This is a genomic window from Actinoplanes palleronii (assembly GCF_016862315.1).
Classification (GTDB): domain Bacteria; phylum Actinomycetota; class Actinomycetes; order Mycobacteriales; family Micromonosporaceae; genus Actinoplanes; species Actinoplanes palleronii.
Genome location: NZ_BOMS01000164.1, coordinates 1 through 26,327 on the forward strand (window position 1 = coordinate 1; position 26,327 = coordinate 26,327).

The 26,327-nt window shown below is 70.5% G+C and carries 18 protein-coding genes; 8 read left to right on the top strand and 10 right to left on the bottom strand.

Annotation, left to right across the window (positions count from 1 at the left end; all coding sequences use genetic code 11):
• Positions 1-32: 32 nt before the first annotated feature.
• From Apa02nite_RS45680 to Apa02nite_RS45705, 6 genes are all read right to left on the bottom strand, one after another.
• Positions 33-836 carry an MOSC domain-containing protein gene (locus tag Apa02nite_RS45680; protein ID WP_203830732.1) on the bottom strand — a complete coding sequence of 268 codons (804 nt, stop codon included), beginning with the start codon at positions 834-836 and terminating at the stop codon, positions 33-35.
• A gap of 709 nt (positions 837-1,545) precedes the next feature.
• The gene (locus Apa02nite_RS45685) at positions 1,546-3,231 is read right to left on the bottom strand and encodes a carbohydrate-binding protein (protein WP_203830733.1); all 1,686 of its coding nucleotides are present in this window, start codon (positions 3,229-3,231) and stop codon (positions 1,546-1,548) included.
• A 4-nt stretch (positions 3,232-3,235) separates the two neighbouring features.
• The gene (locus tag Apa02nite_RS45690; RefSeq protein WP_203830734.1) at positions 3,236-5,113 is read right to left on the bottom strand and encodes a glycoside hydrolase family 127 protein; all 1,878 of its coding nucleotides are present in this window, start codon (positions 5,111-5,113) and stop codon (positions 3,236-3,238) included.
• 12 nt (positions 5,114-5,125) lie between these two features.
• Positions 5,126-5,935, bottom strand: a complete 810-nt coding sequence (locus tag Apa02nite_RS45695) for a carbohydrate ABC transporter permease (protein ID WP_203830735.1) — start codon at positions 5,933-5,935, stop codon at positions 5,126-5,128.
• The gene (locus Apa02nite_RS45700) at positions 5,928-6,854 is read right to left on the bottom strand and encodes a carbohydrate ABC transporter permease (RefSeq protein ID WP_203830736.1); all 927 of its coding nucleotides are present in this window, start codon (positions 6,852-6,854) and stop codon (positions 5,928-5,930) included. The genes Apa02nite_RS45695 and Apa02nite_RS45700 overlap by 8 nt, the downstream gene beginning before the upstream one ends.
• Positions 6,851-8,092: a sugar ABC transporter substrate-binding protein gene (locus Apa02nite_RS45705; protein WP_067708208.1), complete on the bottom strand. Its 1,242-nt coding sequence runs from the start codon at positions 8,090-8,092 to the stop codon at positions 6,851-6,853. The genes Apa02nite_RS45700 and Apa02nite_RS45705 overlap by 4 nt, the downstream gene beginning before the upstream one ends.
• 161 nt (positions 8,093-8,253) lie before the next feature.
• Between Apa02nite_RS45705 and Apa02nite_RS45710 the strand changes: the two genes are divergently transcribed.
• Together Apa02nite_RS45710 and Apa02nite_RS45715 are read left to right on the top strand one after the other, a co-directional pair.
• Positions 8,254-9,303: a LacI family DNA-binding transcriptional regulator gene (locus Apa02nite_RS45710; RefSeq protein ID WP_239165033.1), complete on the top strand. Its 1,050-nt coding sequence runs from the start codon at positions 8,254-8,256 to the stop codon at positions 9,301-9,303.
• Between the two features lie 16 nt (positions 9,304-9,319).
• A complete protein-coding gene (locus Apa02nite_RS45715) occupies positions 9,320-11,758 on the top strand; it encodes a glycogen/starch/alpha-glucan phosphorylase (RefSeq protein ID WP_203830737.1) in 2,439 nt (812 codons plus the stop codon).
• 147 nt (positions 11,759-11,905) lie between these two features.
• On the opposite strand, the gene Apa02nite_RS45720 is transcribed toward Apa02nite_RS45715, so the two are convergent.
• The 4 genes from Apa02nite_RS45720 to Apa02nite_RS45735 form a co-directional block, all read right to left on the bottom strand.
• Positions 11,906-12,790: a hypothetical protein gene (locus Apa02nite_RS45720; protein ID WP_203830738.1), complete on the bottom strand. Its 885-nt coding sequence runs from the start codon at positions 12,788-12,790 to the stop codon at positions 11,906-11,908.
• Entirely contained in the window at positions 12,787-13,293 is a 507-nt protein-coding gene (locus tag Apa02nite_RS45725; protein WP_067708216.1) for a SigE family RNA polymerase sigma factor, read from the bottom strand. Before Apa02nite_RS45725 ends, Apa02nite_RS45720 begins: the two co-directional genes overlap by 4 nt.
• A gap of 408 nt (positions 13,294-13,701) precedes the next feature.
• Positions 13,702-14,667, bottom strand: a complete 966-nt coding sequence (locus Apa02nite_RS45730; RefSeq protein WP_203830739.1) for a quinone oxidoreductase family protein — start codon at positions 14,665-14,667, stop codon at positions 13,702-13,704.
• A 61-nt stretch (positions 14,668-14,728) separates the two neighbouring features.
• Entirely contained in the window at positions 14,729-17,089 is a 2,361-nt protein-coding gene (locus Apa02nite_RS45735) for an ATP-binding cassette domain-containing protein (RefSeq protein ID WP_203830740.1), read from the bottom strand.
• A 115-nt stretch (positions 17,090-17,204) separates the two neighbouring features.
• On the opposite strand from Apa02nite_RS45735, the gene Apa02nite_RS45740 reads away from it, so the two are divergent.
• From Apa02nite_RS45740 to Apa02nite_RS45765, 6 genes are all read left to right on the top strand, one after another.
• Complete coding sequence (locus Apa02nite_RS45740) at positions 17,205-18,371, top strand: sensor histidine kinase (protein ID WP_203830741.1); 1,167 nt, start codon at positions 17,205-17,207, stop codon at positions 18,369-18,371.
• Positions 18,368-19,039, top strand: coding sequence for a response regulator transcription factor (locus tag Apa02nite_RS45745; protein ID WP_203830742.1), 672 nt, complete (start codon positions 18,368-18,370; stop codon positions 19,037-19,039). Before Apa02nite_RS45740 ends, Apa02nite_RS45745 begins: the two co-directional genes overlap by 4 nt.
• A gap of 89 nt (positions 19,040-19,128) precedes the next feature.
• Entirely contained in the window at positions 19,129-22,224 is a 3,096-nt protein-coding gene (locus Apa02nite_RS45750) for an efflux RND transporter permease subunit (protein ID WP_203830743.1), read from the top strand.
• A gap of 171 nt (positions 22,225-22,395) precedes the next feature.
• Positions 22,396-24,072: a putative Ig domain-containing protein gene (locus tag Apa02nite_RS45755; RefSeq protein ID WP_203830744.1), complete on the top strand. Its 1,677-nt coding sequence runs from the start codon at positions 22,396-22,398 to the stop codon at positions 24,070-24,072.
• A complete protein-coding gene (locus Apa02nite_RS45760) occupies positions 24,069-24,737 on the top strand; it encodes a PulJ/GspJ family protein (protein WP_203830745.1) in 669 nt (222 codons plus the stop codon). Before Apa02nite_RS45755 ends, Apa02nite_RS45760 begins: the two co-directional genes overlap by 4 nt.
• The gene (locus tag Apa02nite_RS45765; protein ID WP_203830746.1) at positions 24,734-26,305 is read left to right on the top strand and encodes a ricin-type beta-trefoil lectin domain protein; all 1,572 of its coding nucleotides are present in this window, start codon (positions 24,734-24,736) and stop codon (positions 26,303-26,305) included. The genes Apa02nite_RS45760 and Apa02nite_RS45765 overlap by 4 nt, the downstream gene beginning before the upstream one ends.
• Positions 26,306-26,327: the final 22 nt, after the last annotated feature.

Genomic DNA, 26,327 nt, shown 5'->3' on the forward strand with positions numbered 1-26,327 from the left:
TGCGCACCACAACTTCACACACAGCGGGGGGGCTATGCCGGAGTTACTGGGGTGCCGAGTTTCAGGTGGCCGGGTTGGAGCACGTCGGCGTACACCCCGAAACACGCGGCCTTGCCGTCGCCGAACACCCTGACCCGGTAGTGCCTGGCGAGGGTCCGCAGCACCGCCGGGTCGGCCGGCAACCCGGTCTGTCCCAGCCCCGGCACCACACAGCGCGGCGTGCGGAACAGCACCCGCAGCACCACGTCACCGATCCTCAGTTCGGCGCCCGGCTCCGGGTCGGCATCCGCCGTGATCACCAGGTTGGGCCGGAACCGGTCGGCCGCCACCGGGCGCCCGACCCGCTCGGCCAGTTCGGCCAGCGCCCCCGTGGTGACCAGGTGCACCGCGCCGAAGTCGACGAACCGCCCGGTCCGCGCATACCCGCCGGACTCCTCGAGCCGTTCCTGCCCGGGTCGCAACTCGGCGAGCCAGTCCGGCACCATCCCAGGGTCGTCCGGCAACAACCGGTGGATCCGCGGCTGCGCCGGCACGGTACGGGTCAGCCGCACCGGCCGCCCGAGATGCTCGCCGAGCGCTTTGTCCGCTTCGGGGCTGCCGGCCGCGTACCGTGACCCGCCCACCTCGATCGTGGCCGGCACACCCGCCGCGGTCACCTCCAGAAGCCCACCCCACCGGCGCGGATGCTTGGCGCTCCCGATCGTCTGATCTGCGTCGTCGACACAGGCCCAGGCCCGGTCCCCGGCCAGCCCACCGCTCTCGACCGATACCTCGCCGAGGCTCTCGCCGCGCGCGCTCTTCACCGGATACCGCCGGATCCCGGCAACTTCTCCCATAACGCCCGTGCCTACCAGGCCCGGCCCCTCCCCGATGCCCCGTCCCTCCACATGAGCGGGTGAGATTGCGACCCGAATCCCCCACACCCCAGCGAGAACAGCCGAGCGTGTGAAGTTCGGGCCCGCACCCCAAGCCCCACACGCACCGACGCCGGGGCGGCGGGGCGGCGGCAGGCCGCAATCCGGTAGCGCGGACGTCTACCGCCCACCCCTGGGCGGCAAACGCACGCAATCAGGCATCGCGGATCCGCGTCGCCCTTCAGAACCAGCCAGGCTCGCTCAACTGACCCTCACGGCCGTTGCCACCCACCCGAATACGGCACGGGAGACCCAGCCGAACTCGCCCAGCTGGACCTGACAGCCGTTATAAACGCCCGAATAGGACCGTGAGAACCAGCCGAGGCCGCGACACGCGCTGCCAAGAACGCCCGAACAGGGCCGTGAGAACCAGCCGAAGCAGCGACACGCGCTGCCATGAACACCGAATAGGACCGCGAGAACCAGCCGGGGCAGCGACACGTGCTGCCGCACCCCGGGACTCGGGCCAAGGCGAGCGGGGACTCCCCCACGGCGAGCTGGACGAAGCGGGTGGAACACGGGGTGAGCCGGGCGCGATAGGCGGTGGCCGGGAGTGGGCGAGTGGGCGCGATTGCCGGCGTACCGGGAAGGGCTGCCGGGCCCGGAGCGGGCCCGGCAGCGGAGGGCGGTCTCAGGCGAGCTGGAGGTAGTCCAGCTCGGCGTAGCCGGTGGTGGTGGCGAGGTTCGGGGCGCCCTTGGCCAGGCGGATCACGTTCCAGCCGGCCTTGAGGGTGACCGAGGTACTGACCGTGGAGCCGAAGACGCCCCACGCCGCGGTCGGCGGGTAGCTCAGGGTCTGCCAGGCGCCGCCGTTGTAGGCGAGGCCCTGGGTGGCGGTCGCGCCGGTGGCGTTGGCGTAGCCGACGGTCATCGTGTACGCGCGGGCGGTGGGCACGTTCACCAGGAAGTCGACGAAGGACTGGTTGCGGGAGTTGGCCGTGCCGTCGATCTGGCCGACGTAACCGCCGCTGGACGCCGACGCCGAGGAGAAGCGGTTGGCGTTGACCGCCGTGGCGTTCTCCGCCTCGTAACGCTGCTGCCAGGTGGGCACGCCGGACGTCGGGGTGATCAGGAGCTGGTAGGCGGCGAGGGAGTCCATTCCGGACACTCCGACGGTGATGCTGCCGTTCGTCACCGGGTACGTGACGGTGGAGACCGTGGTCGCGGACGAGGCGGTGGTGCGGCCGGTGGTCCCGGTACGGGAGAGCTTGACGCTGACCTGGGAGCCGAGCGCCGCCAAGCCGTTGACCTTGACGGTGTTCGCGCCGCTGTCGCCGCCGAAGACCACGTTGACGATCTTGCGGGTGCTGTCGTACGCGGCGACACCGTCCAGCCAGGACTGCGGGACGGTCTGCACGACGTTGCCGGCCATGTCGCCGTACCACTTGTAGGCCCAGTACGTCGCGGTCGGCGCGTTGTTGTAGAGCAGGCCGTTCAGGGTGCCGGCCTCGTACCAGTAGGCGCGCTCGGCGTCGCGGATGCCGTACCGCTCGAAGACCGCCATGTAGTGCGCCGCGACGCTGGGGATGTCGACCTGGGCCGGCGACGCGTACTCATTGATCGAAATCGGACGCGGTGAGATGCCCAGCGACGTCTCGATCGCACGGTAGTCACTGACGTGCGCGGCGACGTTGTTGTAGCTGTGATCGTCGAGTTCGTGCCAGACGATCACGTCGGGCAGCGTGGCGGTGTTCTTCGCGTTGGTGAGGAACGCGACCATCCAGTCGTGGTTGTAGATCGAATAGCTCGGCCCGACCACCGGGGTGACCGTGTCCAGCGAGCGGATCAGCTGGAACGTCCGGGTCCAGCCGGCGTTGAACGTCCCGGCCGAGCTGGTGTTCCAGGTCCAGTCGGGCTCGTTCCACAGCTCGTAACCGTCGACGTTGGTGGTGCCGGTGGCGGCGGTCCGGGTGGTCACCATGGTGCGGACCTTGGACTCCCAGTCGGCCCAGCTGACCCATCGGTACGGGAAGTTCGGGTAGATGTCCGGCAGCCGCCAGAACTGCTGCGCGCCGGCACTCGTCACCTTGCCGGCCACCAGCGCGCCGTCACAGCACGGCGTGGTCGCGCCGTTGCCGAGCTGCTGCGTGCCGGGCGGCGGCTGGGTGAGGTGGTTGAGGCGGAGCGGGTACATCTGATCCAGCGGCGGCTTACTGCCCGTGTCGACGGCGTAGAGGCCGCCGGCCGCGACGTGCGTGACCGGACGGACGGTCGTGCCGACGTTGACGGTGAGGGTGTTGCCGGCGGCCTGTGCCGGGCTGGGGACGGCCAGCCCGGCGAGGACCAGCAAGAGGACGGGTACGACGGAGCGGCGCACGGTTTTACCTCTCGGATAGGGGGATGAACACCCGCATCGGTCCCGGCTCCCGGTTGGCCCAGAGGAAATAGGGGATGGCGGACACGATCACCGGTGGGGTGACGCGCGCCGGGGCCGGGAGGGGCCGGTACAGATGCGGGGTGTCGGTGGGCCGGGCACGCAGCGGGATCCGCAGCTGCACCGGCGCGAGGCCGCCGGGGTCTCGGCTGACCTGCAGCGGGGCGGACGAGTCCAGCTCCAGGTCCTCGAACGGGACGCCGGCCGGGGCGTCGGCGTGCTCCAGGCAGTGCACGATCGGGCCGCGGACCACGGCGGCGGCACCACGGACCGCGTCGACCCGCGGGTGCGCGGCCATCAGGCGCGGCAGCATGACCAGGATCAGCTCGACCCGGTCGCCGACCAGCCAGGTACGGGTGAGCCGCACGTACCCGGCCTCGGCCACCACCAGTTCCCCGTTGACGGTCAGCCGCGCGTCACCGCACCAGGCCGGCACCCGCAGCGACAGCGTCCACGGCCCGGGACCGACCTCGGTGATCGTCACCGTGATCGTCTCGTCCCACGGGTACCGGGTCTGCACCTCGACGGTGTGCCCGCCGGCCCGGAACGTGCCCGCGGTGTAGAGGTGCAGTTGCAGCCCGGCCGGGTCGCCGGTGGCGGCGTAGCTGTCCAGCGAGGCCATCAGCCGGGCCAGGTTCGGCGGGCAGCAGGCGCAGGAGTACCAGGAGAGCCGCTGGGACGGCGCGTCCTCGTGCGAGCCGTCGTGCCCGGTACGCAGCTGCAGCGGGTTGGAGTAGAAGAACGAGACCCCGTCCACCCCGGTGCTGCCGGCGATCCCGTTGTAGAGCAGGCGTTCCATCTCGTCGGCGTAACCGGGGCGGCCGGTGGCCAGCAGCAGCCGCCAGGCCCACTGGAAACTGCCGATCGCCGCGCACGACTCCGCGTACGCGCGGTCCGGCGGCAGCTCGTACGGGTCGCCGTACGCCTCGTCCCGGTGCCGGGAGCCCTGGCCGCCGGTGATGTAGGTGCGGCTCGCCAGCGCCGAGTCCCAGAGCCGTTCGGCGGCGGCGAGCAGCTCGAGGTCGCCGGTCTCCACGGCCACGTCGACCGCACCGGCCAGCAGGTACACCTGCCGGACCACGTGACCGGTGACCTCCTCGGCAGCTTTCACCGCGGCGTGGTCCTGGAAGTAGCGCGGCCCGAACCGGCCCTCCCCCAGCACCCCGTGACCGCGGTTCTCGACGAAGTGGGCGGCCAGGTCGAGGTACGGCCGGTGCCCGGTCACCCGGTACAGCTCGACGAGCGCGGTCTCCACCTCGGGGTGCCCGTCGACATCCGGGGATGCGGCGAATCGTCGTACCAAAAGGTCGGCGAACCGGCGGGCGACCTGGAGCACCTGCTGGGCCGCGGGATCGCCGGCGGCGGACCGCGCGGCCGCGACCGCGGCCTGGAACAGGTGCCCGGCGCAGTACATCTCGTGGCTGAAGTGCAGTTCACTCCACTGCTTGTCCCGGTTGTCGACCTGGTAGTACGAGTCGAGGTATCCGTCCTCGTCCTGGGCCTTCTCCAGCAGCGCCGCGGCGTCGGCGACGAACCCGTCGGCGGAGCCGGCCCAGAACGCCGCTTCGAGAGTCTTGTAGACGTCGGAGTCCGCGAACCAGAAACCCCGGAACGAGCCGTCGTCGCCGGTGACCCGGCGCAGGTTGGCCAGGTTCCCGTACGCGTCGAGCTGGTCCACGCAGTGCGGCAGGGTCGCCGCGACGTTGCGGGCCTGCCAGCCGCCGAGCAGGCTCTCCGGCCGCAGGCTCACGGCGTCGCGCGGCAGCGGCCGCAGCGCGGAGACGGCATGGGCGGTGGGCACGACGGGGCCGTGGGAGACGTCCATAACTCGTGGTCCTCAATCCTTGACGGCGCCGGCGGTCACGCCGGCGGCGACGTAGCGCTGGGCGACGATGAGTAGCAACGTCGCCGGGATGGACGCGATCACGGCGGTGGCCATGATGGCGTTCCACTGCTGGTTGTTGTTGCCGATGTAGTGGTAGATGCCGAGCGTGATCGGCTGGTGGTCGCCGCCGCCGTCGAGCGTGGTGGCGAAGACGAAGTCGGACCAGGCCCAGAGGAACGCGAACAGGCTGACCGTGACGATCGCGTTGCGGGAGATCGGCAGGATCACCGAGACGAACGTGCGCCATCGCGACGCGCCGTCGATCAGCGCCGCGTTGATCAGCTCGTCCGGGATGCCGGACATGAACGCCGTGAAGATCAGCACGCCGAACGGCACCGCGATGGTGGAGTCGGCCAGGATCAGCCCGGGCACCGAGTTGAGCACGCCGGCCCGCAGGTAGATGGCGTAGAAGCCCATCGCCATGATGATCCCGGGGATCATCTGCGCGATCAGCAGCACGAAGTTCAGCGCCCCGGTGCCGCGCGGCCGCAGCTTGGCCAGCGCGAACCCGGCCGGCGCCGCTATCAGCAGGGTGAGCGCGACGGTGCCGAGGCCGATCAGCAGGCTGGTGCCGAGGTACGGCATCTGCTGGTCGAGCACCGCCCGGTAACCCTCGAGCGTGCCGTCGAACGGGAACAGGTGCGGCGGGTCGGCGCGCATGGCGGTGTCCTTGGTGAAGGACACGTTGATCATCCAGTAGACCGGGAACAGCATGATCGCGGTGAGGACGACGCCGACGGCGGTCTTGACGTGCCTAGTCACGGCGCTGCCTCCGGATGTAGAGCAGCCCGAAGATCAGGGCGATGATGATCAGCAGGTTGCCGACCGCGGCACCCGGCCCGAACTCGGGCAGCAGGTTGCCGAACGACAGCCGGTAGGACCAGGTGGCGAGCGTTGTCGACGCGTCGGTCGGCCCACCCTTCGTCATGATCCAGATCAGGTCGAAGACCTTGAGCGTGTAGACCAGGCCGAGCAGCAGGGTGATCGCCGAGACCGGGCGCAGCAGCGGGAAGGTGATCCGCCAGAACCGCTGCCAGCCGCTCGCGCCGTCCAGGGCGGCCGCCTCGTACACGTCCACCGGGATCGCCTGCAGACCGCTGTACAGGATGACCAGGTTGAACGGGATCCCGATCCAGACGTTCGCGATGATCACGCTGGTCAGGGCCCAGTCCGGCGAGGTGAGCCAGTTGACCGGGTCGAGGCCGATTCCCTTCAAGAAGAAATTCACGATCCCCGAGTCACTGTTGAGCATCCAGGACCAGGTCGACGCACTCACGATCAAAGGCAACAGCCACGGTACGAGGAACAGCGCCCGTAACGTCGCCGACAACCGGAAGTGCTGAGTGAAGAAGACCGCGAGGGCCAGCCCGATGGCGAACTGGAACGCGATGCTGACGAACGTGAACACCAGCGTGTGCAGCAGCGCCGGCCCGAACGTCGGGTCGTCGAACACCGTCCGGTAGTTGTCGGCGCCGCTGAACGGCGCGTTCCCCTGCACGAAGCTGCGTACGGTGTAGTGCCGCAGGCTCAGGTCCAGGTTGCGGTAGAGCGGGTAGGCGTAGAACGCGAGCAGATAGATCACCACGGGGGCGAGGAAGCCCCACGCCGCCCACTGCCCCCGAGCCCGCCGGACCCGGGAGGAGCCCCGGGTCCGGACGAGCGTCTCGGCGTGCGAGGTCACTTGGCCGCCGCGCTCTGGGCGTCGGTGAGCGCCTGCTGCGGTTGTTTGGAGCCGGAGAGCGCCGCCTGGAACGCGGTCCACAGCGGCTGGGAGATCTTCGGGTACTTGGTGCCGAGGTCGTCACTGGTCCGGCCCTTGGCGGCCGCGACCGCTTCGACCCACACCTTCAGCTCCGGGTTCGCCGCGACCTGCTTCTGCTGCACCGCGTCGGTGGCGGCGACGTAGGAGAGCGTGGTGTCCGTGGTGAGCGCGTTGTCCGCGCTGGTCAGGCACGCGATCAGTTTCTGCGTGGTGGCGTACTTCGCGGTGTCCGACTGGACCGGGGCGGTGACGAACTCCCCGCCGGTCGGCGCCGGTGCGGTGCCGCCGGCCTGCGACGGGATCGGGATGATGCCGTACTCGAAACCGGTCTTCTTCGCGTTGGCCAGCTGCCACGTGCCGTTCTCGCTGAACGCGAAGTCGCCGGTGGCGAACTCCTGCCAGCTGGTGGTCTGGGTGTTGTTCAGGACCGAGTTCGGCGCCAGGCCCTTCTTCACCCAGTCGGTCCACAGCGTCAGCGCCGCGACGCCCTGCGCCGAGTCGAGCTGGGTGAGGTTCGCGCCGGAGCCCCAGAACCACGGCAGGAACTGGAACGAGCCCTCCTCGGTGCCGATCGCCGAGAACGTGATGCCCTTCTTGCCGGCCGCCTTCACCTTGTCCAGGGCCGCGGTCAGCGACGCCCAGTCCTTGACCGTCGCCGGGTCGACCTTCGCCGCGTCCAGGACCTTCTTGTTGTAGTAGAGCGCGAGGGTGTTCGCGCCGATCGGCACGCCGTAGGTCTTGCCGCCGAGCTGGCCCGCCGCGAGCAGGTTCGGCGAGATCGCCGAGGTGTCGGTCTTGACCTCGTCGGTGGTGGTCAGCACCCCGGCCTCAGCGAGCGTGGAGACCACCGGGTTGTCGACGATCAGCACATCCGGCGAGTTGTCCTGCTGGGCGGCGAGCAGCGCCTTGTTGGTCAGGTCGGTGGTGTCGTAGCCGGTGCGCTTGACCGTGACACCGGCGTCGGTGCCGCAGGTGGTCAGCAGCTTCACCCAGTCCGAGCTCGCGTCGAACTGCGGGTACGGATCCCAGACGGTGTATTCGGTGGCGGCCTGGGTCTTCTCACCGCCGGAGTCGGACGAGCAGGCGGTGATCAGGCAAGCGGTCAGAGTGAGCGCGGTCGCCGCGGTGAGCCCCCGGCGGACGGACGGGAAAGTCATCTGTGTTACCCCTCAGGGAAACTTTCAGGAAAACGATTGCCTTGACGCTAGGGATGACCTTGCAGGCCTGTCAATAGGAAGTTACCGTCGCATTACACGAGGCGAAGGAAACCTGGGAGGAAACACTGAGCACCGAACGACGCGGCTCCACGATCAGCGAAGTGGCCGCACTCGCGGGGGTTTCCACCGGTACGGCCTCGAAGGCGCTCAACGGCCGCGGCGCCATGCGCCCGGAGACCCGGTTGCGCGTCCAGCAGGCCGCCGACCAGCTCGGCTTCGTGGTCAACGCGGCCGCACGCAGCCTGCAGACCGGGCGTACGTACACGGTCGGCATGATCACCACGGACACCATCGGCCGGTTCAGCATCCCGCTGCTGATCGGCGCGGAGGACGCGCTCGGGGCGGGACAGATGTCGGTGTTCCTCTGCGACGCCCGCGACGACCCGATCCGGGAGCAGTACTACCTGCGGACGCTGCTGGGCCGCAAGGTCGACGGGATCATCGTGACCGGCCGCCGGACCCAGGCGCGGGCCCCGATCGGCGCCGACCTGCCGGTGCCGGTGGTCTACGCGTTCATCAGCTCCACCGACCCGCAGGACTGCTCGGTGGTCCCGGACGAGGCGGACGGCGCCCGCCGCGCGGTGCGGCACCTGCTGGACACCGGCCGCCGGCGGATCGCGCACGTCACCGGCCCGGAACACCACCACTCGGCGCAGGTCCGCGCCGCCGCCGCGGCCGCGGAGTGGGAACTCGCCGCACCGGTCCTGTACGGCGAGTGGACCGAGGCGTGGGGGCGACAGGCGGCCGGGATGCTCCTCGCCGGCGGGATCGACTTCGACGCGGTGCTCTGCGGCAACGATCAGATCGCCCGCGGCGTCGCGGAAGGCCTGCGGGAGGCCGGCCGGGACGTGCCGCGCGACGTGGCCCTGGTCGGCTTCGACAACTGGGACGTCATGGTCGACGCCTGCCGCCCGTCCCTGACCAGCGTGGACATGGACCTGGAGGGGATCGGCCGGACCGCGGCCGAGCTGCTGCTGGCGGCGATCAACGGCGCCCCGGCGCACGGCCAGCGGGCCCGCCCGTGCCGCCTCGTCCCCCGGGAGTCGACGGCCGCGGGCTTCGTCGCCCCACGGAACGGAGAACCGCGGAACGGAGAACCCCGGAACAGCGAACCGCGGAACGGCGAACGTCAGCCGCCGGAAACGTGGTGACGGCACAATGGGACGCATGGATCTTCGCCAAGGCATCGGTCTGCGACGACTGGGCACCACCGCGGACGAGTTCCAACAGGACCTGCTGAGCAGCCTCTACTACCGGCGGGGCACCACGGTCGAGTCGGCCAGCCCGCGGGACGCGTACGAAGCTCTCGCCCTGACCGTCCGCGACCGCCTCGCCGAACGCCGCGCCCGCACCGCGGCCGCACATTTCGCCAGCAACCCCCGCTGGGTCTACTACCTGTCCGCGGAGTACCTGCTCGGCGCCCAGCTCGAGCAGAACCTGCTCTACTCCGGCACCGGGGACCTCGCCTCCCAGTCGCTCAAGGTGCTGGGCCGCACGCTGGAGGAGATCGAGGACCTCGACGTCGAGCCGGGCCTGGGCAACGGCGGCCTGGGCCGGCTCGCCGCCTGCCTGGTCGACGCGATGGCCACCCGGGACATCCCGGCGGTCGGCTACGGCATCCGCTACGACTTCGGCATCTTCCGGCAGTCGCTGGAGGGTGGCGCGCAGGCCGAGCGCCCGGACGACTGGGCGTTCCAGGGCAACCCGTGGGAGTTCCCGGCGCCGGACGACCGGCAGACCGTCGGCTTCTACGGCCACACCGAGCCGGTCGCCGGCTCACCGACCCGCAAGAGCTGGGTGCCCGGCGAGATCGTCCTCGGCGAGCCCAGCCACATGCTGGTGCCCGGCTACCGGACCGAGACGGTCAACATCGTCCGGCTGTGGCGGGCCCGGGGCAGCGAGGCGTCCTTCGACCTGTCCCGCTTCGCCGCCGGCCAGTACGCCGAGGCGGTGCAGGAGGCGGTCCGCGCCGAGAACATCAGCAAGGTGCTCTACCCGGACGACAGCACCGAGCTGGGCCGGGAGCTGCGGCTCAAGCAGCAGTACTTCCTGGTCTCCTGCTCGCTGCGGGACATCATCCGGCGGTTCCGGCTGCGCAACGAGGGCTGGGACGACTTCGCCGAGAAGACCGTCATCCAGCTCAACGACACGCACCCGACGATCGCCATCCCGGAGCTGATGCGGCTGCTCGTCGACGAGTACGAGCTGGACTGGGACAAGGCCTGGTCGATCACCCGGAGCACGTTCGCGTACACCTGTCACACGCTGCTCCCGGAGGCCCTGGAGACCTGGCCGGTGCCGCTGTTCGAGCGCCTGCTCCCCCGGCACCTGGAGATCATCTACCTGATCAACATGTTCTTCCTGCGCGAGGTCGAGGCCCGCTTCCCGGGCGACAGCGACCGGCTGCGCCGCATGTCGATCATCGGGGAGGGCAGCGAGCGCCGGGTCCGGATGGCCCACCTCGCCGTGGTCGGCACCGAGGCCGTCAACGGCGTCGCCGAGCTGCACTCCAAGCTGCTGCGGGAGACCGTGCTGCAGGACTTCGCCGACCTCTGGCCGGCCAAGTTCCAGAACGTCACCAACGGCGTCTCGCCCCGCCGGTTCATGAAGCTGGCCAACCCGCGCCTGTCCGACCTGATCACCGAGGGTCTCGGCGACGACGGCTGGCTCAACGACCTGGACCGGCTGGCCGGGCTGGAGCGGCTCGCCGGCGACGCGTCGTTCATGGAACGCTGGCGGGCGGTGAAGCGGGCCAACAAGGTCGACCTGGCGGCCGGCGACCCGGACTCGCTCACCGACGTGATGATCAAGCGGTTCCACGAGTACAAGCGTCAGCAGCTCAAGCTGCTCCACGTGATCACGATGTACCACCGGATCCGGGCGAACCCGGCCGGCGACTGGGTGCCCCGGACCGTGCTGTTCGCCGGCAAGGCCGCACCGGCCTATCACGCCGCCAAGAACATCATCCGGCTGATCAACGCGGTCGGCGCCACGATCGCCGCCGACCCGGTGGTCGCCCCGCACCTCACGGTGGTCTTCGCGGAGAACTACAACGTCACCCTGGCCGAGCGGATCATCCCGGCCGCCGACCTGAGCGAGCAGATCTCGCTGGCCGGCAAGGAGGCCAGCGGCACCGGCAACATGAAGCTGGCCCTCAACGGCGCGATCACCATCGGCACGCTCGACGGCGCGAACATCGAGATCCGCGCCCGGGTCGGCGAGGAGAACTTCTTCCTCTTCGGCCTCGACGCGTTCCAGGCCGCCGAGGTCCAGATCAGCGGCTACCACCCGCGCGAACACTACGACCGCGACGCCGAGCTCAAGGCCGCGATCGACGCGATCACCGCGGGCACGTTCGGGGGCGTCGGCCGCGAGGTCGCCGACTCGCTGCTGGGCTGGGACGAATACCTCACCCTCGCCGACTACCGGTCCTACCTGGACTGCCAGGAGGAGGTCGAGCGGGCCTGGCGCGACCCGGACCGCTGGACCCGGCTGTCGATCCTGAACACCGCACACAGCGGTTTCTTCTCCGCCGACCGCACGATCGCCGACTACGCCGCCCGCATCTGGCGGGTCGCTCCGGTCCCGGTCCCCAAAGATATTTAGTACGAACAGGGAGTCCCGTCCGCAGGCTACGAGCCGCGTCCCGTGACAGTCTCGCGCGACGCCCGCCGCCGCACCGGGCCGTCCGGCGACTCCCGGTCCCGGCTGGTTCTCCGGGGTGCCATCCGTGCCGGATGACACCCCGGAGCGCTAGCTCGCCGGGTAGAAGTTGCCGTAGACGTCGAGGGACTGGCCGCCCGCCGTGGTGGCGACCGCCTCGTACGTGTCGCCGCCGGCGTTCCGGCCGCCCGCGGGGTAGCCGTACTTCGCGGTGAACGTGTACGTCCCCGGGGCGATCTCGTCGGCCGAGGCGAGCGTGAACGTGTAGAGCAGCGCGTTCGCCTGCTCGGTGACGTTGCTGGTCACGCTCGCGCCGGGCACCGATTTGGTGCCGCCGCGCGAGGTCAGCCCGGTCGTCCTGGCCACCCGGACGGTCACCGTCAGCGCGGTCAGCCTCTCCCCGGTCTTCAGGGTGATCACCCCGGCGCCCCGGGTGTCCCCGCTGTCCGGATCGATCGAGCCGTCCGACCAGAGCGGCCCCTGCTCGACCCGGGTGTTCCCGGGCTGCCCCTTGGTCGGCCCCGTGGTCGGCGGGGTGGTCGTCGCCCCGGTCGAGGCAGGCGTGCCGGGCTCCGTGGTGGTGCCGGGTTTTCCGGTGCCGCCGGGCTTCCCGGTCGCGCCACCCGTCGCCGAAGGCTTCACCGGGGGCGAGCCGGTCGGCGGAGCACTCGAAGCGGAAGGCGCGGGCGTGGCCGGCGCCGAGACGACCGGGATGGCCCGGTCGGTGTCGTCGCCGTCGGCCCCGGCCAGTGCCCACTGTGCGGCGAACCCTCCCCCGCCGGTGAGCGCGACCAGCGCGCCGACCACCGCGAGCCGCAGCCGGGGGCCGTTGCGCCGCCGGGTGTGCCGGTGCGCGGTGCCGGGCTCGTTCATCGCGGTCGAGGTGATCCGGGCCAGCATCGCGTCCCGGTCGGGCTGATGGGCGGCCGCCTCGGCCCGCAGGGCAGCGCGCAGCTGCTCGTCCGAGAGCCTCATCGGGCCGCCTCCCAACCGTCGATCCGGGTGACCGCCCCGCCCAGCAGGTCGGCCAGCTGTTTGGCACCCCGCGAGGTGGCGCTCTTCACCGCGCCGACGGAGATCCCCAGCGTCGCGGCGACGTCGCGCTCGGACATGTCGAACGCGTACCGCAAGACTACGCAGGCGCGGCGGCGATGCGGGAGCTTGCGCAGGGCGCTGCGGACGTCGAGGACCGCCGGCACGTCACTGCCGGCCGGGGCGCGCCCGGACAGCCCGAGCGTGAGCAGGCGTTCCCGGCCGCGGCGGCGCACCCACGCACGGGCCAGGTTCATCACGATGCCGTGCCCGTACGCGGCTGGGTCGTCGGCCGCCTGCACCCGGTCCCAGTGCCGCCACACCTCGGTGAGCGCGTCGGCGGCGAGGTCGTCGGCGACCTGCGCCTCCCCGGTCATCAGGAAGGCCAGCCGCGACAGCGACGCGTGATGCCGCTCGAAATACGCGCGGAAAGCGTCGTCGCGCATCGGCACCCCTCCCGGTTAACTGGCCGGAATCTTTCCTGAACTTTTCCCGGACCGGACGACGTTAGAGATCATCCGAAGGTTCCCGCAAGGTACGACCGGGTGATGAGATTTAATCGTCGATCCGATTTCCGGGAGACGTTGAGGACAGCGCTTTCCTGCCGGTCCGCGCACTGCGCCGTGACGGCCGTCGATGGCACCTGGCCACACTGCCGAAAAGAATGAAACAAGTCAATGCGCCACCCGGAAACGCGGCGTGGGGACTTTCGGCGCGCACCGCACCGCAACTTCACACACTCGACGCGACCCGACGCGGCGTGGGGACTTTCGGCGCGCACCGCACCGAAACTTCACACACTCGACGCGACCCGACGCTGCGTGGGGACTTTCGGCGCGCTCCGCACCGCAACTTCACACACTCGACGCGGCGGGGTGCAGGGTGGCTTTGCCGGTGGTGCGGCGGGCGAGCAGGTCCTCGTGGGCGCGGTGGGCGTCGGCCAGCGGGTAGGCCGGCCCGGGCGGGAGGCTCAACTCGCCGGAGGCGACGAGCGCGAACAGTTCGGTCAGCGGTTCGCGGAAGAAGCCGGGCAGGTCGAGGGCGGGACGCAGCCAGAAGCCGGCGACCGAGAGGTTGCGCGCGGAGAGCACACCGGCGTCGATCGGCGGCCGGCCCTCGCGGGAGGCGTTGCCGTAGCTGACCAGGCGGCCGAACGGGGCCAGCGCGTCGATCGAGGCGGTCAGCGCGGCGCCGCCGGTGGACTCCAGGATGACGTCGGCGCCCCGGCCGGCGGTGGCCTCGCGGACTCGCTCCGCGTACCCCATGGGGTTGTTGGAAACCGCGACGTGCGCGCCCAGAGTGAGTGCGAGCTCGCGTTTCTCCGGTGTGAAGCCGCCGGCGACGATCCGGCCGGCGCCGAGGTGGCGGGCCAGCCGGATCGCGATCGAACCGACCCCGCCGGACGCGGCGCCGATCAGCACGGTCTCGCCGGGAAGCAGCCGGGCGCTGGAGCGCAGCACGTGCCACGCGGTCAGGCCCTGGACCAGCAGGGACAGGGCGGTGGCGTCGTCGACCTGGTCCGGGACGTCGACGGTGTCCGCCTCGTCGACGACGGCGCGCTCGGCGTACCCGCCGCCGCCGAAGGTCAGCGCGAGCACCCGGCGGCCGTCCGGCGTGCGGCCGACCACCTCGGTGCCGGGGACGAACGGCAGCCGTGGCGCGTCCCGGTAGCTGCCGTCGGTGCGGTGCGTGTCGGCGTAGTTCACACCGGCCGCGGACACCTCGACCAGCAGCTGCCCGGGCCCCGGCACCGGCTCGGGCAGGTCCGCGGGGACCAGCACCTCCGGGCCGCCGAACCGCTCGACCAGAATCCCCCGCATGCGCGCCCCTCTCGTCCCGGCCACCCTATCGACCCATCTCCGATAGGAAAGCGGCCGGCGGTCAGGGTGTGACGTAGGTGGCCAGGTGCTGGCCGGTGAGGGTGGAGCGGTCGGCGATCAGGTCGGCGGGGGTGCCTTCGAAGACGACGGTGCCGCCGTCGTGGCCGGCCCCCGGGCCCAGGTCGATGATCCAGTCGGCGTGGGCCATCACGGCCTGGTGGTGCTCGATGACGATCACCGTGCGGCCGGCGTCGACCAGGCGGTCGAGCAGGGCGAGCAGCTGCTCCACGTCGGCCAGGTGCAGGCCGGTGGTGGGCTCGTCGAGGATGAAGACACCGCCCTTCTCCCCCATGTGGACGGCCAGCTTGACCCGCTGCCGTTCGCCGCCGGAGAGCGTGGACAGCGGCTGGCCGAGGGTCAGGTAGCCGAGCCCGACGTCGTTGAGCCGCTCCAGGATCTTGTGGGCGGCCGGGTTCTTGGCGTCGCCGGCCGCGAAGAACTCCACCGCCTCGGCGACCGGCATCGCCAGCACCTCGCTGATGTCCCGGCCGGCCAGCTTGTAGTCCAGCACCGACGCGTCGAAGCGCCGCCCCTCGCACACCTCGCAGGTGGTGGCCACCCCGGCCATCATCCCCAGGTCGGTGAGGATCACCCCGGCGCCGTTGCAGTTCGGGCAGGCGCCCTCGGAGTTCGCACTGAACAGCGCCGGCTTCACCCCGTTGACCTTGGCGAACTGTTTGCGGATCGGCTCCAGCAGGCCGGTGTACGTGGCCGGGTTGCTCCGCCGCGAGCCCTTGATCGCGCCCTGGTCGACCGCCACCACGCCGTCCCGGCCGGCCACCGAGCCGTGGATCAGCGAGCTCTTGCCGGACCCGGCCACCCCGGTGATCACCGAGAGCACGCCGAGCGGGATGTCCACGTCGACGTTCTTCAGGTTGTGGGTGCCGGCACCGCGTACCTCCAACTGGCCGGACGGTTTGCGGACGTCGGCCTTGAGCGCGGCCCGGTCGTCGAGGTGCCGCCCGGTGAGCGTGCCGCTGGCCCGCAACCCGTCCAGGGTGCCCTCGAAGACCACCTCGCCACCGGCCGAGCCGGCCCGCGGACCGAGGTCGACGACGTGGTCGGCGATCGCGATGGCCTCCGGTTTGTGCTCCACCACCAGGACCGTGTTGCCCTTGTCGCGCAACTGCAGGAGCAACTCGTTCATCCGCTGGATGTCGTGCGGGTGCAGGCCGATGGTCGGCTCGTCGAAGACGTACGTGACGTCGGTCAGCGACGACCCGAGGTGCCGGATCATCTTGGTGCGCTGGGCCTCGCCGCCGGAGAGGGTGCCGGCCGGCCGGTCCAGGGACAGGTAGCCGAGCCCGATCTCGATGAACGAGTCGAGGGTGTGCTGGAGTTTCCCGAGCAGCGGGGCGACGGTCGGCTCGGACAGCCCGCGCACCCAGTCGGCCAGGTCGCTGATCTGCATCTGGCACGCGTCGGCGATGCTCTTGCCCTGGATCTTCGAGGAGCGTGCGCCGGCGCTGAGCCGGGTGCCGTCGCACTCCGGGCAGGTGGTGAACGTGATCGCCCGGTCCACGAAGGCCCGGATGTGCGGCTGCATCGCCTCCCGGTCCTTGGACAGGAAGGACTTCTGGATCGACGGGATGATCCCGGAGTAGGTCAGGTTGATGCCGTCGACCTTGATCTTCGTGGGCTCCTTGTGGAGCAGGTCGGCGAGCTCCTTCTTGGTGTACTTGCTGATCGGCTTGTCCGGGTCGAAGTACCCGCAGCCGCGGAAGATCCGGCCGAACCAGCCGTCCATGCTGTACCCGGGGATGGTCAGCGCGCCCTCGTTGAGCGACTTGCTGTCGTCGTACAGGGCGGTGAGGTCGAAGTCGGTGACCGCGCCGCGGCCCTCGCACCGCGGGCACATGCCGCCGGTGATGCTGAAGCTGCGCCGTTCCTTGGTGGTGACGCCGGCCTTCTCCATGGTCACCGCGCCGGCGCCGGAGATCGAGGCGACGTTGAACGAGTACGCCTGCGGCGAGCCGATGTGCGGCTGCCCGAGCCGGCTGAACAGGATCCGGAGCATGGCGTTGGCGTCGGTGGCAGTGCCGACCGTCGAACGCGGGTCGGAGCCCATCCGCTCCTGGTCCACCAGGATCGCCGTGGTCAGGCCCTCCAGCACGTCCACGTCCGGGCGGGCCTGGCTCGGCATGAAGCCCTGCACGAACGCGCTGTACGTCTCGTTGATCATCCGCTGCGACTCGGCGGCGATGGTGCCGAACACCAGCGAGCTCTTGCCGGAGCCGGAGACGCCGGTGAAGACGGTGAGCCGGCGCTTCGGGATCTCGACGCTGACGTCCTTGAGGTTGTTCACGCGCGCGCCGTGCACGCGGATGAGGTCGTGGTTGTCGGCTGCGTGCGTCTTCTCCATGGCGGAAAGGTTAGTGGCGGGTCACACACCGTGCTTCTTCTTTCCTGACCGCTTACCGGCAGAAATACCGCGGCAGGACGACGCGGCGCCACGGGAAGGAAACTACGGTCGGAGCATGATCCTGGGCCGCTGGTTCGCCGGGCGCCCGGTCCGCACCGACGCGCTGATCGCCGTCGCGCTGGTGACCGTCAGCGCCTTCGCCTACACGGCCCGCGCCTCCCGGGCCGACATCCCGTCGTTGACCTGGGCGGATGTCGCCGGCGTGGTGGTCGCGACGATCGCCATGACGGTCCGCCGGAAGTGGCCCCGGGAAGCCCTGGTCGCCACCACCTGCGCGATCATCGCGCACTCCTGGACGAACGCCGACCGCCATCCGCTGTTGATCCTGGCCGCCGGCATGTGTTCGTACACCATGGCGACCCGCAGCACCCGGCGCGAGACCTGGCTGTTCTTCACCGGCTGCGCGGTCGCTCTCTACCTGGGTGACGTGCTCTCCGGGCGGTACCCGGTGCTGACCGCCGCGACCATCCCGGTGGTCACGTTCATCGGGATGGCCACCGCGTTCGGTGACGCCACCCGCAACCGGCACGCGTACCTGGCCGAGGTCGAGGAGCGCGCCCGCAGGGCCGAGCAGACCCGCGAGGAGGAGGCCCGCGGCCGGGTGATCCAGGAGCGGCTGCGGATCGCCCGGGAGCTGCACGACGTGGTCGCGCACCACATCGCCGTGATCAACGTGCAGGCCGGCGCGGCCAGTCACCTGCTGGACCGGCGTCCGGACCAGGTCCGCCCGGCGCTGGACCACATCCGGCACGCCGGTGACACCGTGCTCAAGGAGCTGGCCGCGATCGTCGGGGTGCTGCGGCAGTCCGACGACCCGGAGGCGGGCACCGAGCCGACCCGGGGGCTGGCGAGGTTGCCCGAGCTGCTGGACGCGGTCGCGGCGGCCGGGTTGAAGGTCGCCTTCGAACGGGCCGGCGCGGAGCGGGAGCTGCCCGCCGTGGTGGACCTGGCGGCGTACCGGATCATCCAGGAGTCCCTGACGAACGCCCATAAACACGGTGACGGGCACGCGAGACTGACGATGACCTACACCCGGGAAGGCGTCCGCATCGACGTGGTCAACACGGTGACGGACCACCACCGGGAAGGCGACGGCTACGGGCTCATCGGGATGCGGGAGCGCGCCGCCGCCGCCGACGGCACCCTGCACGCCCGCGCCGACGACCAGGGACGATTCACGGTTCACGCCGAACTACCAGCACCGATCGAGGGCCAGAGATGATCCGGGTACTGCTCGCCGACGACCAGCCGCTGATCCGCGCCGGCTACCGGATGATCCTGGACTCCGAGCCGGACATCGAGATCGTCGCCGAGGCGGTGGACGGCCGGGAGGCGGTCGACCTGGCCCGGGCCCAGCGCGCCGACGTGATCCTGATGGACATCCGGATGCCGGTGATGGACGGGATCGAGGCGACCCGCCGGATCGCCGCCGACGACGACCTGGCCGGGGTCCGGGTCCTGGTGCTCACCACGTTCGAGAACGACGACAACGTGATGCTCGCGGTCCGGGCCGGTGCCAGCGGGTTCCTGGGCAAGGGCGTCGGCCCGGACGAGCTGATCAACGCGGTCCGGGTGGTCGCGTCCGGTGACGCGCTGCTCTCCCCCAAGGCCACCCGGGGGCTGCTCGACCACCTGCTCACCCAGCCGGAGGCCGGCCCACCCCCGGCCGCCCTGGACGACCTGACCCAGCGGGAACGGGAGGTGCTGGTGCTCGTCGCGCACGGGCTCACCAACGACGAGATCGCCGAGCGGCTGTTCCTCTCCCCGCTGACCGCGAAGACGCACGTCAACCGCGCGATGGCGAAGTTACGCGTACGGGATCGGGCGCAGTTGGTCGTGGTGGCGTACCAGAGTGGTCTGGTCCGGCCCGGCAGTCCGCGGACGCAGTAGCCGCAGGCGCCGACTACCGCAACCGTGGTAGCCGCCCGGACCACCGGCGGACGACGCGCCGCGGCGGTCCGGGCATCGAGACTGCCTGGGTGTCTTATCTGTCCCGGATCTCTCTCGCCAACCGCAAGCTGGTGGCCCTGGTCACCCTGCTGGTGGTCGCCCTCGGCGGCTACGCGGCGTCCTCGCTGAAACAGCAGCTCCTGCCCGACCTGTCGTTCCCGGCCGTCACCGTGCTGGCCGCCTATCCGGGCGCCGCGCCGGACGTGGTCGAGGAGCAGGTCACCGCGCCGATCGAGGACGCGGTCAAGGCCGTGACCGGGGTCGAGACGATGACCTCGACCTCGCGGCAGGGCTCGGTGACCGTCACCCTGTCCTTCGGCTACGACACCGACATCGACACCGCGACCGGCGACATCCAGGAGTCGCTGGCCAAGGCCCGGCTGCCGGAGGGTGTCGACCCGCAGGTGCTGACCGGCAGCACCGGCGACATGCCGACGATGACCCTGGCCGCGACGTCCGGCACCGATCAGCGCGCCCTCGCGGCGAAGCTGACCTCGACGGTGGTGCCGGCGTTGCAGGCGATCGACGGGGTCAACGAGGTGTCCGTCTCCGGGACCCGGGACCGGATCGTCACGGTCACCCCGGACGCCGCGGCGCTGCGCCGGGCCGGGCTGACCGAGCAGTCGATCATCACGGCGCTGAGCACGCTGGGCGGCACGTCGTCGGCCGGTTCGATCACCGCGGGCGGGAAGAACCTGAGCCTCGCGGTCGGCGCCTCGATCACCTCGCTCGACCGGGTCGAGTCCCTCTGGCTGGCCGGCGGCAAGAGGCCCGTGCAGCTCGAGACCGTCGCCGCGGTCACGGTCGCGGACGCCGAGGTCACATCGATCACTCGTACGGACGGCAGGCCCAGCCTGGGCCTGTCCCTCACGATGGACCACGACGGCTCGTCGTCCTCGATCTCCGACGACGTCCGCGCACAGCTGCCCGGGCTGGTCGCGTCGCTGGGTGCCGGCGCCGCGCTGACCGTCGTCTCGGACAGCGGCCCGCAGGTGAAGGACTCCGTCGACGGCCTGCTCGAGGAGGGCGCGCTGGGTCTGCTGATGGCCATCGTGGTGATCGTGCTGTTCCTGCGTTCCGGCCGGTCGACACTGGTCACCGCGGTCTCCATCCCGCTCTCCCTGCTGATCGCGCTGACCGTGCTCTGGCTGCGCGACTACTCGCTGAACATCCTCACGCTGGGCGGGCTGACCATCGCGGTGGGCCGGGTGGTCGACGACTCGATCGTGGTGCTGGAGAACATCAAACGGCACCTCGGGTACGGCGAGGACCGCCGGGACGCGATCATCGGCGCGGTCCGCGAGGTCGCCTCGGCGGTCACCTCGTCGACGCTGACCACCGTCGCGGTGTTCCTGCCGATCGCGTTCGTCAGCGGCATGGTGGGTGAGCTGTTCGGCTCGTTCGCGATCACGGTGACCGTGGCGATGCTGGCCTCGCTGATCGTCTCGCTGACCGTGGTGCCCGCGCTGGCGTACTGGTTCCTGAAGGCGCCGGTGGTGACCGGGGACGCCGAGGAGCACCGGGCCCGGGTCGAGGAGCAGGAGCGGGCCGGCCGGCTGCCCCGGATCTACCTTCCGGTGATCAACTGGTCGGTGCGGCACCGGAAGACCGTGCTGGGCGCGGCGGCCGCGCTGCTGGCCGGCACGGTCGGCATGGCCGGGCTGCTGAAGACCAGCTTCCTCGGCGACTCCGGCCAGGACAGCCTGCGGGTCACCCAGACGCTGCCGGCCGGTACCGATCTCGCCGGCACGGACGCGGCGGCACAGCGGGTGGAGAAGGTGCTCGCCGCGACGGCCGGGGTGGCGTCGTACCAGGTGACGATCGGGTCGTCGGGTGGCTTCTTCGGGGCGTCGAACGGGACGAACACCGTCTCGTACACGGTCAACCTGGCCGGCGGCGCGGATGCCGACGCCATCACCGCGAGCCTGACCGCGCTGTCCTCTGCCGGTGCCGGGGAGATCGGCGTCGGCGGCGGTGGCGGGTTCGGCGGCGGCAGCGCCATCGAGGTGTCGGTGCGCGCCGCTGACGACGCCACCCTGACCGCCGCCACCACGCAGGTGCAGCAGGCGCTCGCGAAGGTCACCGAGGTCAAGGACGTCAGCAGCGACCTGAGCGAGAGCGCCCCGCAGATCAGCATCGTGGCCAAGGGCGAGCAGGCCGCCCGCTACGGCGTCGGTGACCAGGCGATCGTCTCGGCACTGCGCACCGCCGTGCAGGGCGCCACCGTCACCCGGGTCACCCTGGACGGCGCCCAGCACGACGTGGTCGTCCGGACCGGGGCCAGCGCGCCGGACAGCCTGGCCGCCGTCAAGGCGCTGCCGCTGATGACACCGGCCGGCCCGGTACGACTCGACCGCGTCGCCACGGTGACCCAGGTCGACGGGCCGGTGCAGCGGGTACGGATCGACGGCGACCGGACCAACACGGTCACCGCCACGCCGGTCGGTGACGACACCGGGGCGGCCAGCTCGGCGGTGCAGTCGGCGCTCGGCGGGCTCGCGCTTCCGGCCGGGGCGACGTACGACATGGGTGGGGTGACCTCGCAGCAGGGCGACGCCTTCAGCCAGCTGATCCTGGCGATCGCCGTGGCGATCGGCCTGGTGTTCCTGATCCTGGTGGCGGTCTTCGGCAGCATCCGGCAGACCTTCGTGCTGCTGGTCTCGATCCCGTTCGCGTTCGTCGGCGCGATCGCGTTGCTGCTGGTCACCGGCACCCCGATGGGGGTGGCGGCACTGATCGGGCTGCTGATGCTGATCGGCATCGTGGTGACCAACGCGATCGTGCTGATGGACCTGATCAACCAGTACCGGGAGCGTGGCCTGCCGGTCGCCGAGGCGGTGGTCGAGGGCGGCCTGCGCCGGCTGCGGCCGATCCTGATGACCGCCCTCGCGACGATCTTCGCGCTGCTGCCGATGGCGCTCGGGATCACCGGGTCGGGCGGGTTCATCTCGCAGCCGCTGGCGGTCGTGGTGATCGGCGGTCTGGTCACCTCGACGCTGCTCACCCTGGTGCTGATCCCGGTGCTCTACACGATGGTGGAGTCCCGCCGCCGGCCGGAACGGTCGCGGGCGGTGGCCGCGCCCGCGCCCGCGACGCCGTCGCCGGAGCCGGTGCCGGTCGGCTGAGCCCGCGCCGCCCGGCACGGATGTCCGCGACGGATGTCCGTGCCGGGTGGCGAAGTGCTAAACGCTCCCCCTCCGCTGCCGATGATCTGCACGAGCGACATCTGGACGCCGGGCCCCGGCGTCCCGCCGTGACGGACCGGCGCGGCGGACGGAATGCAGCGGGAGCGTGCCTTGGACAGCGACGGCGACGAGGGCTTCACCCTCATAGAGATCCTGGTCTCGCTGGCCATCCTGTCCGTCACGCTGCTCGCCAGCACCCCGTTCTTCGTCAGCAGCCTGACGTACGTGAACAAACAGCGGACCAAGCAGGCCGCGATCCAGCTCGCCGACACCGCGATGGAGCAGGTCCGCGGGCTCAAGGGCAGCTCGCTGCTGAGCGGGCACGGCCAGCAGGCCGGCGAGGCGCAGTTCGCGGCCGCACCCGCCGTGGTCAAGCCCTACCTGGCCACCATGAAGGTGCAACACGACGAGGACGACACCACCGCGACCACCGATGGCGCCAACGCGCCGCTCTCCACCATCGCCCAGGTCAGCACGATCGAGGGCACGCCGTTCACCCGGATGATCTATGTGGGCGCCTGCGAGGTCTACCTGACCGGCAGCACCGACTGCGTCTATCCGCTGACCGTCGGCGCGCCGGCCGACACCACCAAGATCCTGAAGTTCTTCCGCACCGTGGTACTGGTCAGCTGGCCGGACAACTCCTGCCCCGGCACCACCGGCAACCCCGCGAACACCTGCCAGTACGTCATCACGACGCTGGTCTCGCGCGCCTCGGAGCCGAACTTCGACATCCACCGGCCGTCGCCGACCGTCCTCACCTCGTCGCTCACCTTCTACAAGGGCGTCGTCACCACCGCCCAGCTGGAGGCGCGCGGCGGTCAGCTGCCGAACACCTGGACGCTGGCCAAGCTCCCGGCCGGCCTCTCGATGACCCCGGCCGGCGTGATCAGCGGGACCCCGACCACGGCCGGGGTCACGGTCACCACCACGACCGTCACCGACAAGCTGAACCGCACCGACACCGAGCCGATCACCTTCACCGTGGTGCTGCCGCCCACCCTGACCATGCCCGCCAACGCCGCCAACCACGTCGGCGACGCGGTCAGCCTGCAGGCCACCGCCGCGAACGGGGTCGCACCGTACGTCTACACCGGCACCGCCCTGGCGCCCGGCCTGGCCGTGAACCCCACCACCGGGGCGATCACCGGCACGCCCACCACGGCCGGCACCTACCTGACCACGGTGACCGTCAAGGATCAGAACGGCGTCGCCGGCACCGGTACGTACACCCACGTGGTGTACCCCGCCGTCACCCTGGACCTGCTCGCCGACCAGGCGATCACCCTGGGTTCGAAGGTCACCTTCACCGCGAACGGCGGGGGCGGCGACGGGAACTACACGTACACCGCGACCGGGCTGCCGGCCGGGGTGACGATCAACAAAAGCAGCGGTGTCATCAACGACAAGCCGACCGTCTCCGGCCGGTTCCTGCCGACGATCACCGTGACCGACGGCATCGGCGGCGCCGGCGGCAGCGCGAGCCAGCAGATCGCCGTCATCGTCAACACCACCACCTCGCTGGTCTTCACCGCACCGGTGTTCACCGCGGCCGACCAGAGCACCGTCAAGGGCACCGCCGCGTCGCTGACCCTGACCACCAACGGCGGGTTGCTCGGCCTGAGCCCGGTGGTCACCGTGACCGGGCTGCCGGCCGGCCTGACCTACAACACGCTGACCGGGGTCATCTCCGGGACGCCGACCACCGCGGGCACCTACACGGTCACCGCGACGGCCACCACCGTCACCGCCACCAGCGTCCTCACCCTCATCTGGAAGATCACATGATCGACGATCCCGACCTGAGCACCGGCCCGCGCCCGGCCGACGACGCCGACGATCGTGGTTTCACCCTGATCGAGCTGCTGGTCGGCATGGGTCTGATGTCGGTGGTGCTGGTGATCGTCACCGGGGGGCTGATCGAGGTCTACGCCAACGTCAACCGGGCGGACACCATCACCGTCGCCCGGGACCAGCTGAGCAACAGCTTCCGCCGGCTCGACAAGGAGCTGCGGTACGCCAACTGGCTCAACACCCCCGGCCAGGTGGGCGGCAACTGGTATCTCGAGTACGCCACCTCCGGTGGGTGCCGCCAGCTCGCGTACAAGGGCGGCGTGCTGACCACGGCGAGCTGGACCCTGCCCGCCACCACGCCGGGAACGCCGACCACGATCGCCACCGACCTGGCCCTGACCGGCACGACCCCGCCGTTCACCGTCTACACGGTCAACTCCCAGCCGTACGCCTCGGCCGCACCAGGCGTCTCCGGCGTCGGCGTCGACTACCAGCTCGCGCACAGTCAGGTCCGGCTCCAGTTCACCGGCAAGGTGGGCACCACCACGCTGCCGTTCGACGTGCTGTTCACCGCGCAGAACACCAACGCCGCGAACGTCTTCACCGACCCCGGCAAGCTGACGCCCAACGACTGCAGCAAGGGAAGGCCGACCACATGAAGCTCTCGCTGCAACGCCGGGACGAGGGGCAACGCCGGGACGACGAGGGGCGACGCCGGGACGGCGGAGGGCAACGCCGGGACGACGAGGGCTCGCTGCCGATGGCGATGCTGGTCATCACGGTCGTGATGTCGCTCTCGGCGATCATGGTCCCGATCGTGCTCCGCCAGATCAAGTCCACCCAGAACCTGGCCGAACGCAACACCGCGCTCAACGCCGCCCAGGCCGGCCTGGACATGATGATGGCCCGGGTCCGCGCCGCCGCCGACCCGGACAAACTGGACGGGTATCTGGAAAACCTGCCGCCCTGCTCGCTGGTCGGCGACGCCGGGGTGAGCGACACCGGCACCAAGCTCACCTACGCGGTCACCCTCGTCTACCGCGACCAGGACGGCAAGGACCTGACCACCTGCCCGACCACCGACGTACCCGCCACCGCGGTGGTCACGTCGGTCGGCGGCGACGGCTCGGTCAAGCGGACCCTGACCGCCACCTACGTCTTCTCCACCAGCAACACGAACATCCCGGGCGGCCAGATCCGGATCTCCAGTTCCACCCTCGGCAACCAGTGCATGGACTCCGGGTCGAGCAAGGCGCCGGTGAACGGCTCCGCGGTCCTGATGGCGCCGTGCGACGGCAGCAGCCGGCAGCAGTTCGGCTACACCCCGGACCTCTACCTCAAGCTGATCAACTCGGATACCACGGGTGCCTCGGACGGCATGTGTCTCTACGCCGGCGCGACCCATCAGTCCGGCAACGCCCTGGTCTTCCAGCCGTGCCCGACGGTCCGGACCACCACGTTCCAGTGGAGCCTGGACGGCAACTCGGTGTTCCACTCCACCAGCACCGCGAGCAAGGCCGAGAGCGGCACCTGCGTGAACGTCACGTCACCCGGGTCGACCACGACCCGGAGCGTGACCCTCGGCAGCTGCTCCGCCGGCGCCACCACGAGCATCTTCCGGTCGGCGACCGGGGTCGGCGCGGGCATGGCCGGTGACAGCACCAACCAGCTGGTCAACTACGCCCAGTTCAGCCGGTGCCTCGACGTGACCGGCAAGTCGATGTCCGCGACATACATGATCGCCTGGTTCTGCAAGCAGGACCCGGGCGGCGTCGTCGACTTCAACCAGCAGTGGGTGCACCCGACACCGGTCTTCCCCGCGGTCACCGCGACCGGGCCGATCATCGTCAACAACACCAACGCCACGAGCAACAGCAAGAACGGCACCGCGGCCAACAACTACTGCCTCAAGACGCCGGGCACCGCCACCAGCACGTCCTGGGTGACCGTGGTGAGCTGCACGACCGCTGCGGTCCAGGCCCAGCAGGCCCTGACCTGGACGGTCTACCACGACACCGGCGACTACGGCACCAGCTACCGGATCAAGGACTACAAGGGCTACTGCCTGCAGCCCACCGACCAGGCCAGCGGCGTCGCCAACGACTTCCACGGCGACGGAACCAGCAAGGTCAAGGTCGCCGTGTGCAACAAGTCCGAGCTGCAGAAGTGGAACGCTCCGCCGAACGTCAACCAGCCGACCCCGCTGACCGACCTGACCGAGCAGTAGCCGGTCACTCCGTTGGGGGCGG

What these genes read in the sequence shown, in the direction of transcription:
- Apa02nite_RS45680 (WP_203830732.1), bottom strand. Translation starts at nt 836, where the DNA reads ATGGGAGAAGTTGCCGGGATCCGGCGGTATCCGGTGAAGAGCGCGCGC.
- Apa02nite_RS45690 (WP_203830734.1), bottom strand. Translation starts at nt 5,113, where the DNA reads ATGGACGTCTCCCACGGCCCCGTCGTGCCCACCGCCCATGCCGTCTCC.
- Apa02nite_RS45705 (WP_067708208.1), bottom strand. Translation starts at nt 8,092, where the DNA reads ATGACTTTCCCGTCCGTCCGCCGGGGGCTCACCGCGGCGACCGCGCTC.
- Apa02nite_RS45715 (WP_203830737.1), top strand. Translation starts at nt 9,320, where the DNA reads ATGGATCTTCGCCAAGGCATCGGTCTGCGACGACTGGGCACCACCGCG.
- Apa02nite_RS45720 (WP_203830738.1), bottom strand. Translation starts at nt 12,790, where the DNA reads ATGAGGCTCTCGGACGAGCAGCTGCGCGCTGCCCTGCGGGCCGAGGCG.
- Apa02nite_RS45725 (WP_067708216.1), bottom strand. Translation starts at nt 13,293, where the DNA reads ATGCGCGACGACGCTTTCCGCGCGTATTTCGAGCGGCATCACGCGTCG.
- Apa02nite_RS45730 (WP_203830739.1), bottom strand. Translation starts at nt 14,667, where the DNA reads ATGCGGGGGATTCTGGTCGAGCGGTTCGGCGGCCCGGAGGTGCTGGTC.
- Apa02nite_RS45735 (WP_203830740.1), bottom strand. Translation starts at nt 17,089, where the DNA reads ATGGAGAAGACGCACGCAGCCGACAACCACGACCTCATCCGCGTGCAC.
- Apa02nite_RS45740 (WP_203830741.1), top strand. Translation starts at nt 17,205, where the DNA reads ATGATCCTGGGCCGCTGGTTCGCCGGGCGCCCGGTCCGCACCGACGCG.
- Apa02nite_RS45745 (WP_203830742.1), top strand. Translation starts at nt 18,368, where the DNA reads ATGATCCGGGTACTGCTCGCCGACGACCAGCCGCTGATCCGCGCCGGC.
- Apa02nite_RS45760 (WP_203830745.1), top strand. Translation starts at nt 24,069, where the DNA reads ATGATCGACGATCCCGACCTGAGCACCGGCCCGCGCCCGGCCGACGAC.
- Apa02nite_RS45765 (WP_203830746.1), top strand. Translation starts at nt 24,734, where the DNA reads ATGAAGCTCTCGCTGCAACGCCGGGACGAGGGGCAACGCCGGGACGAC.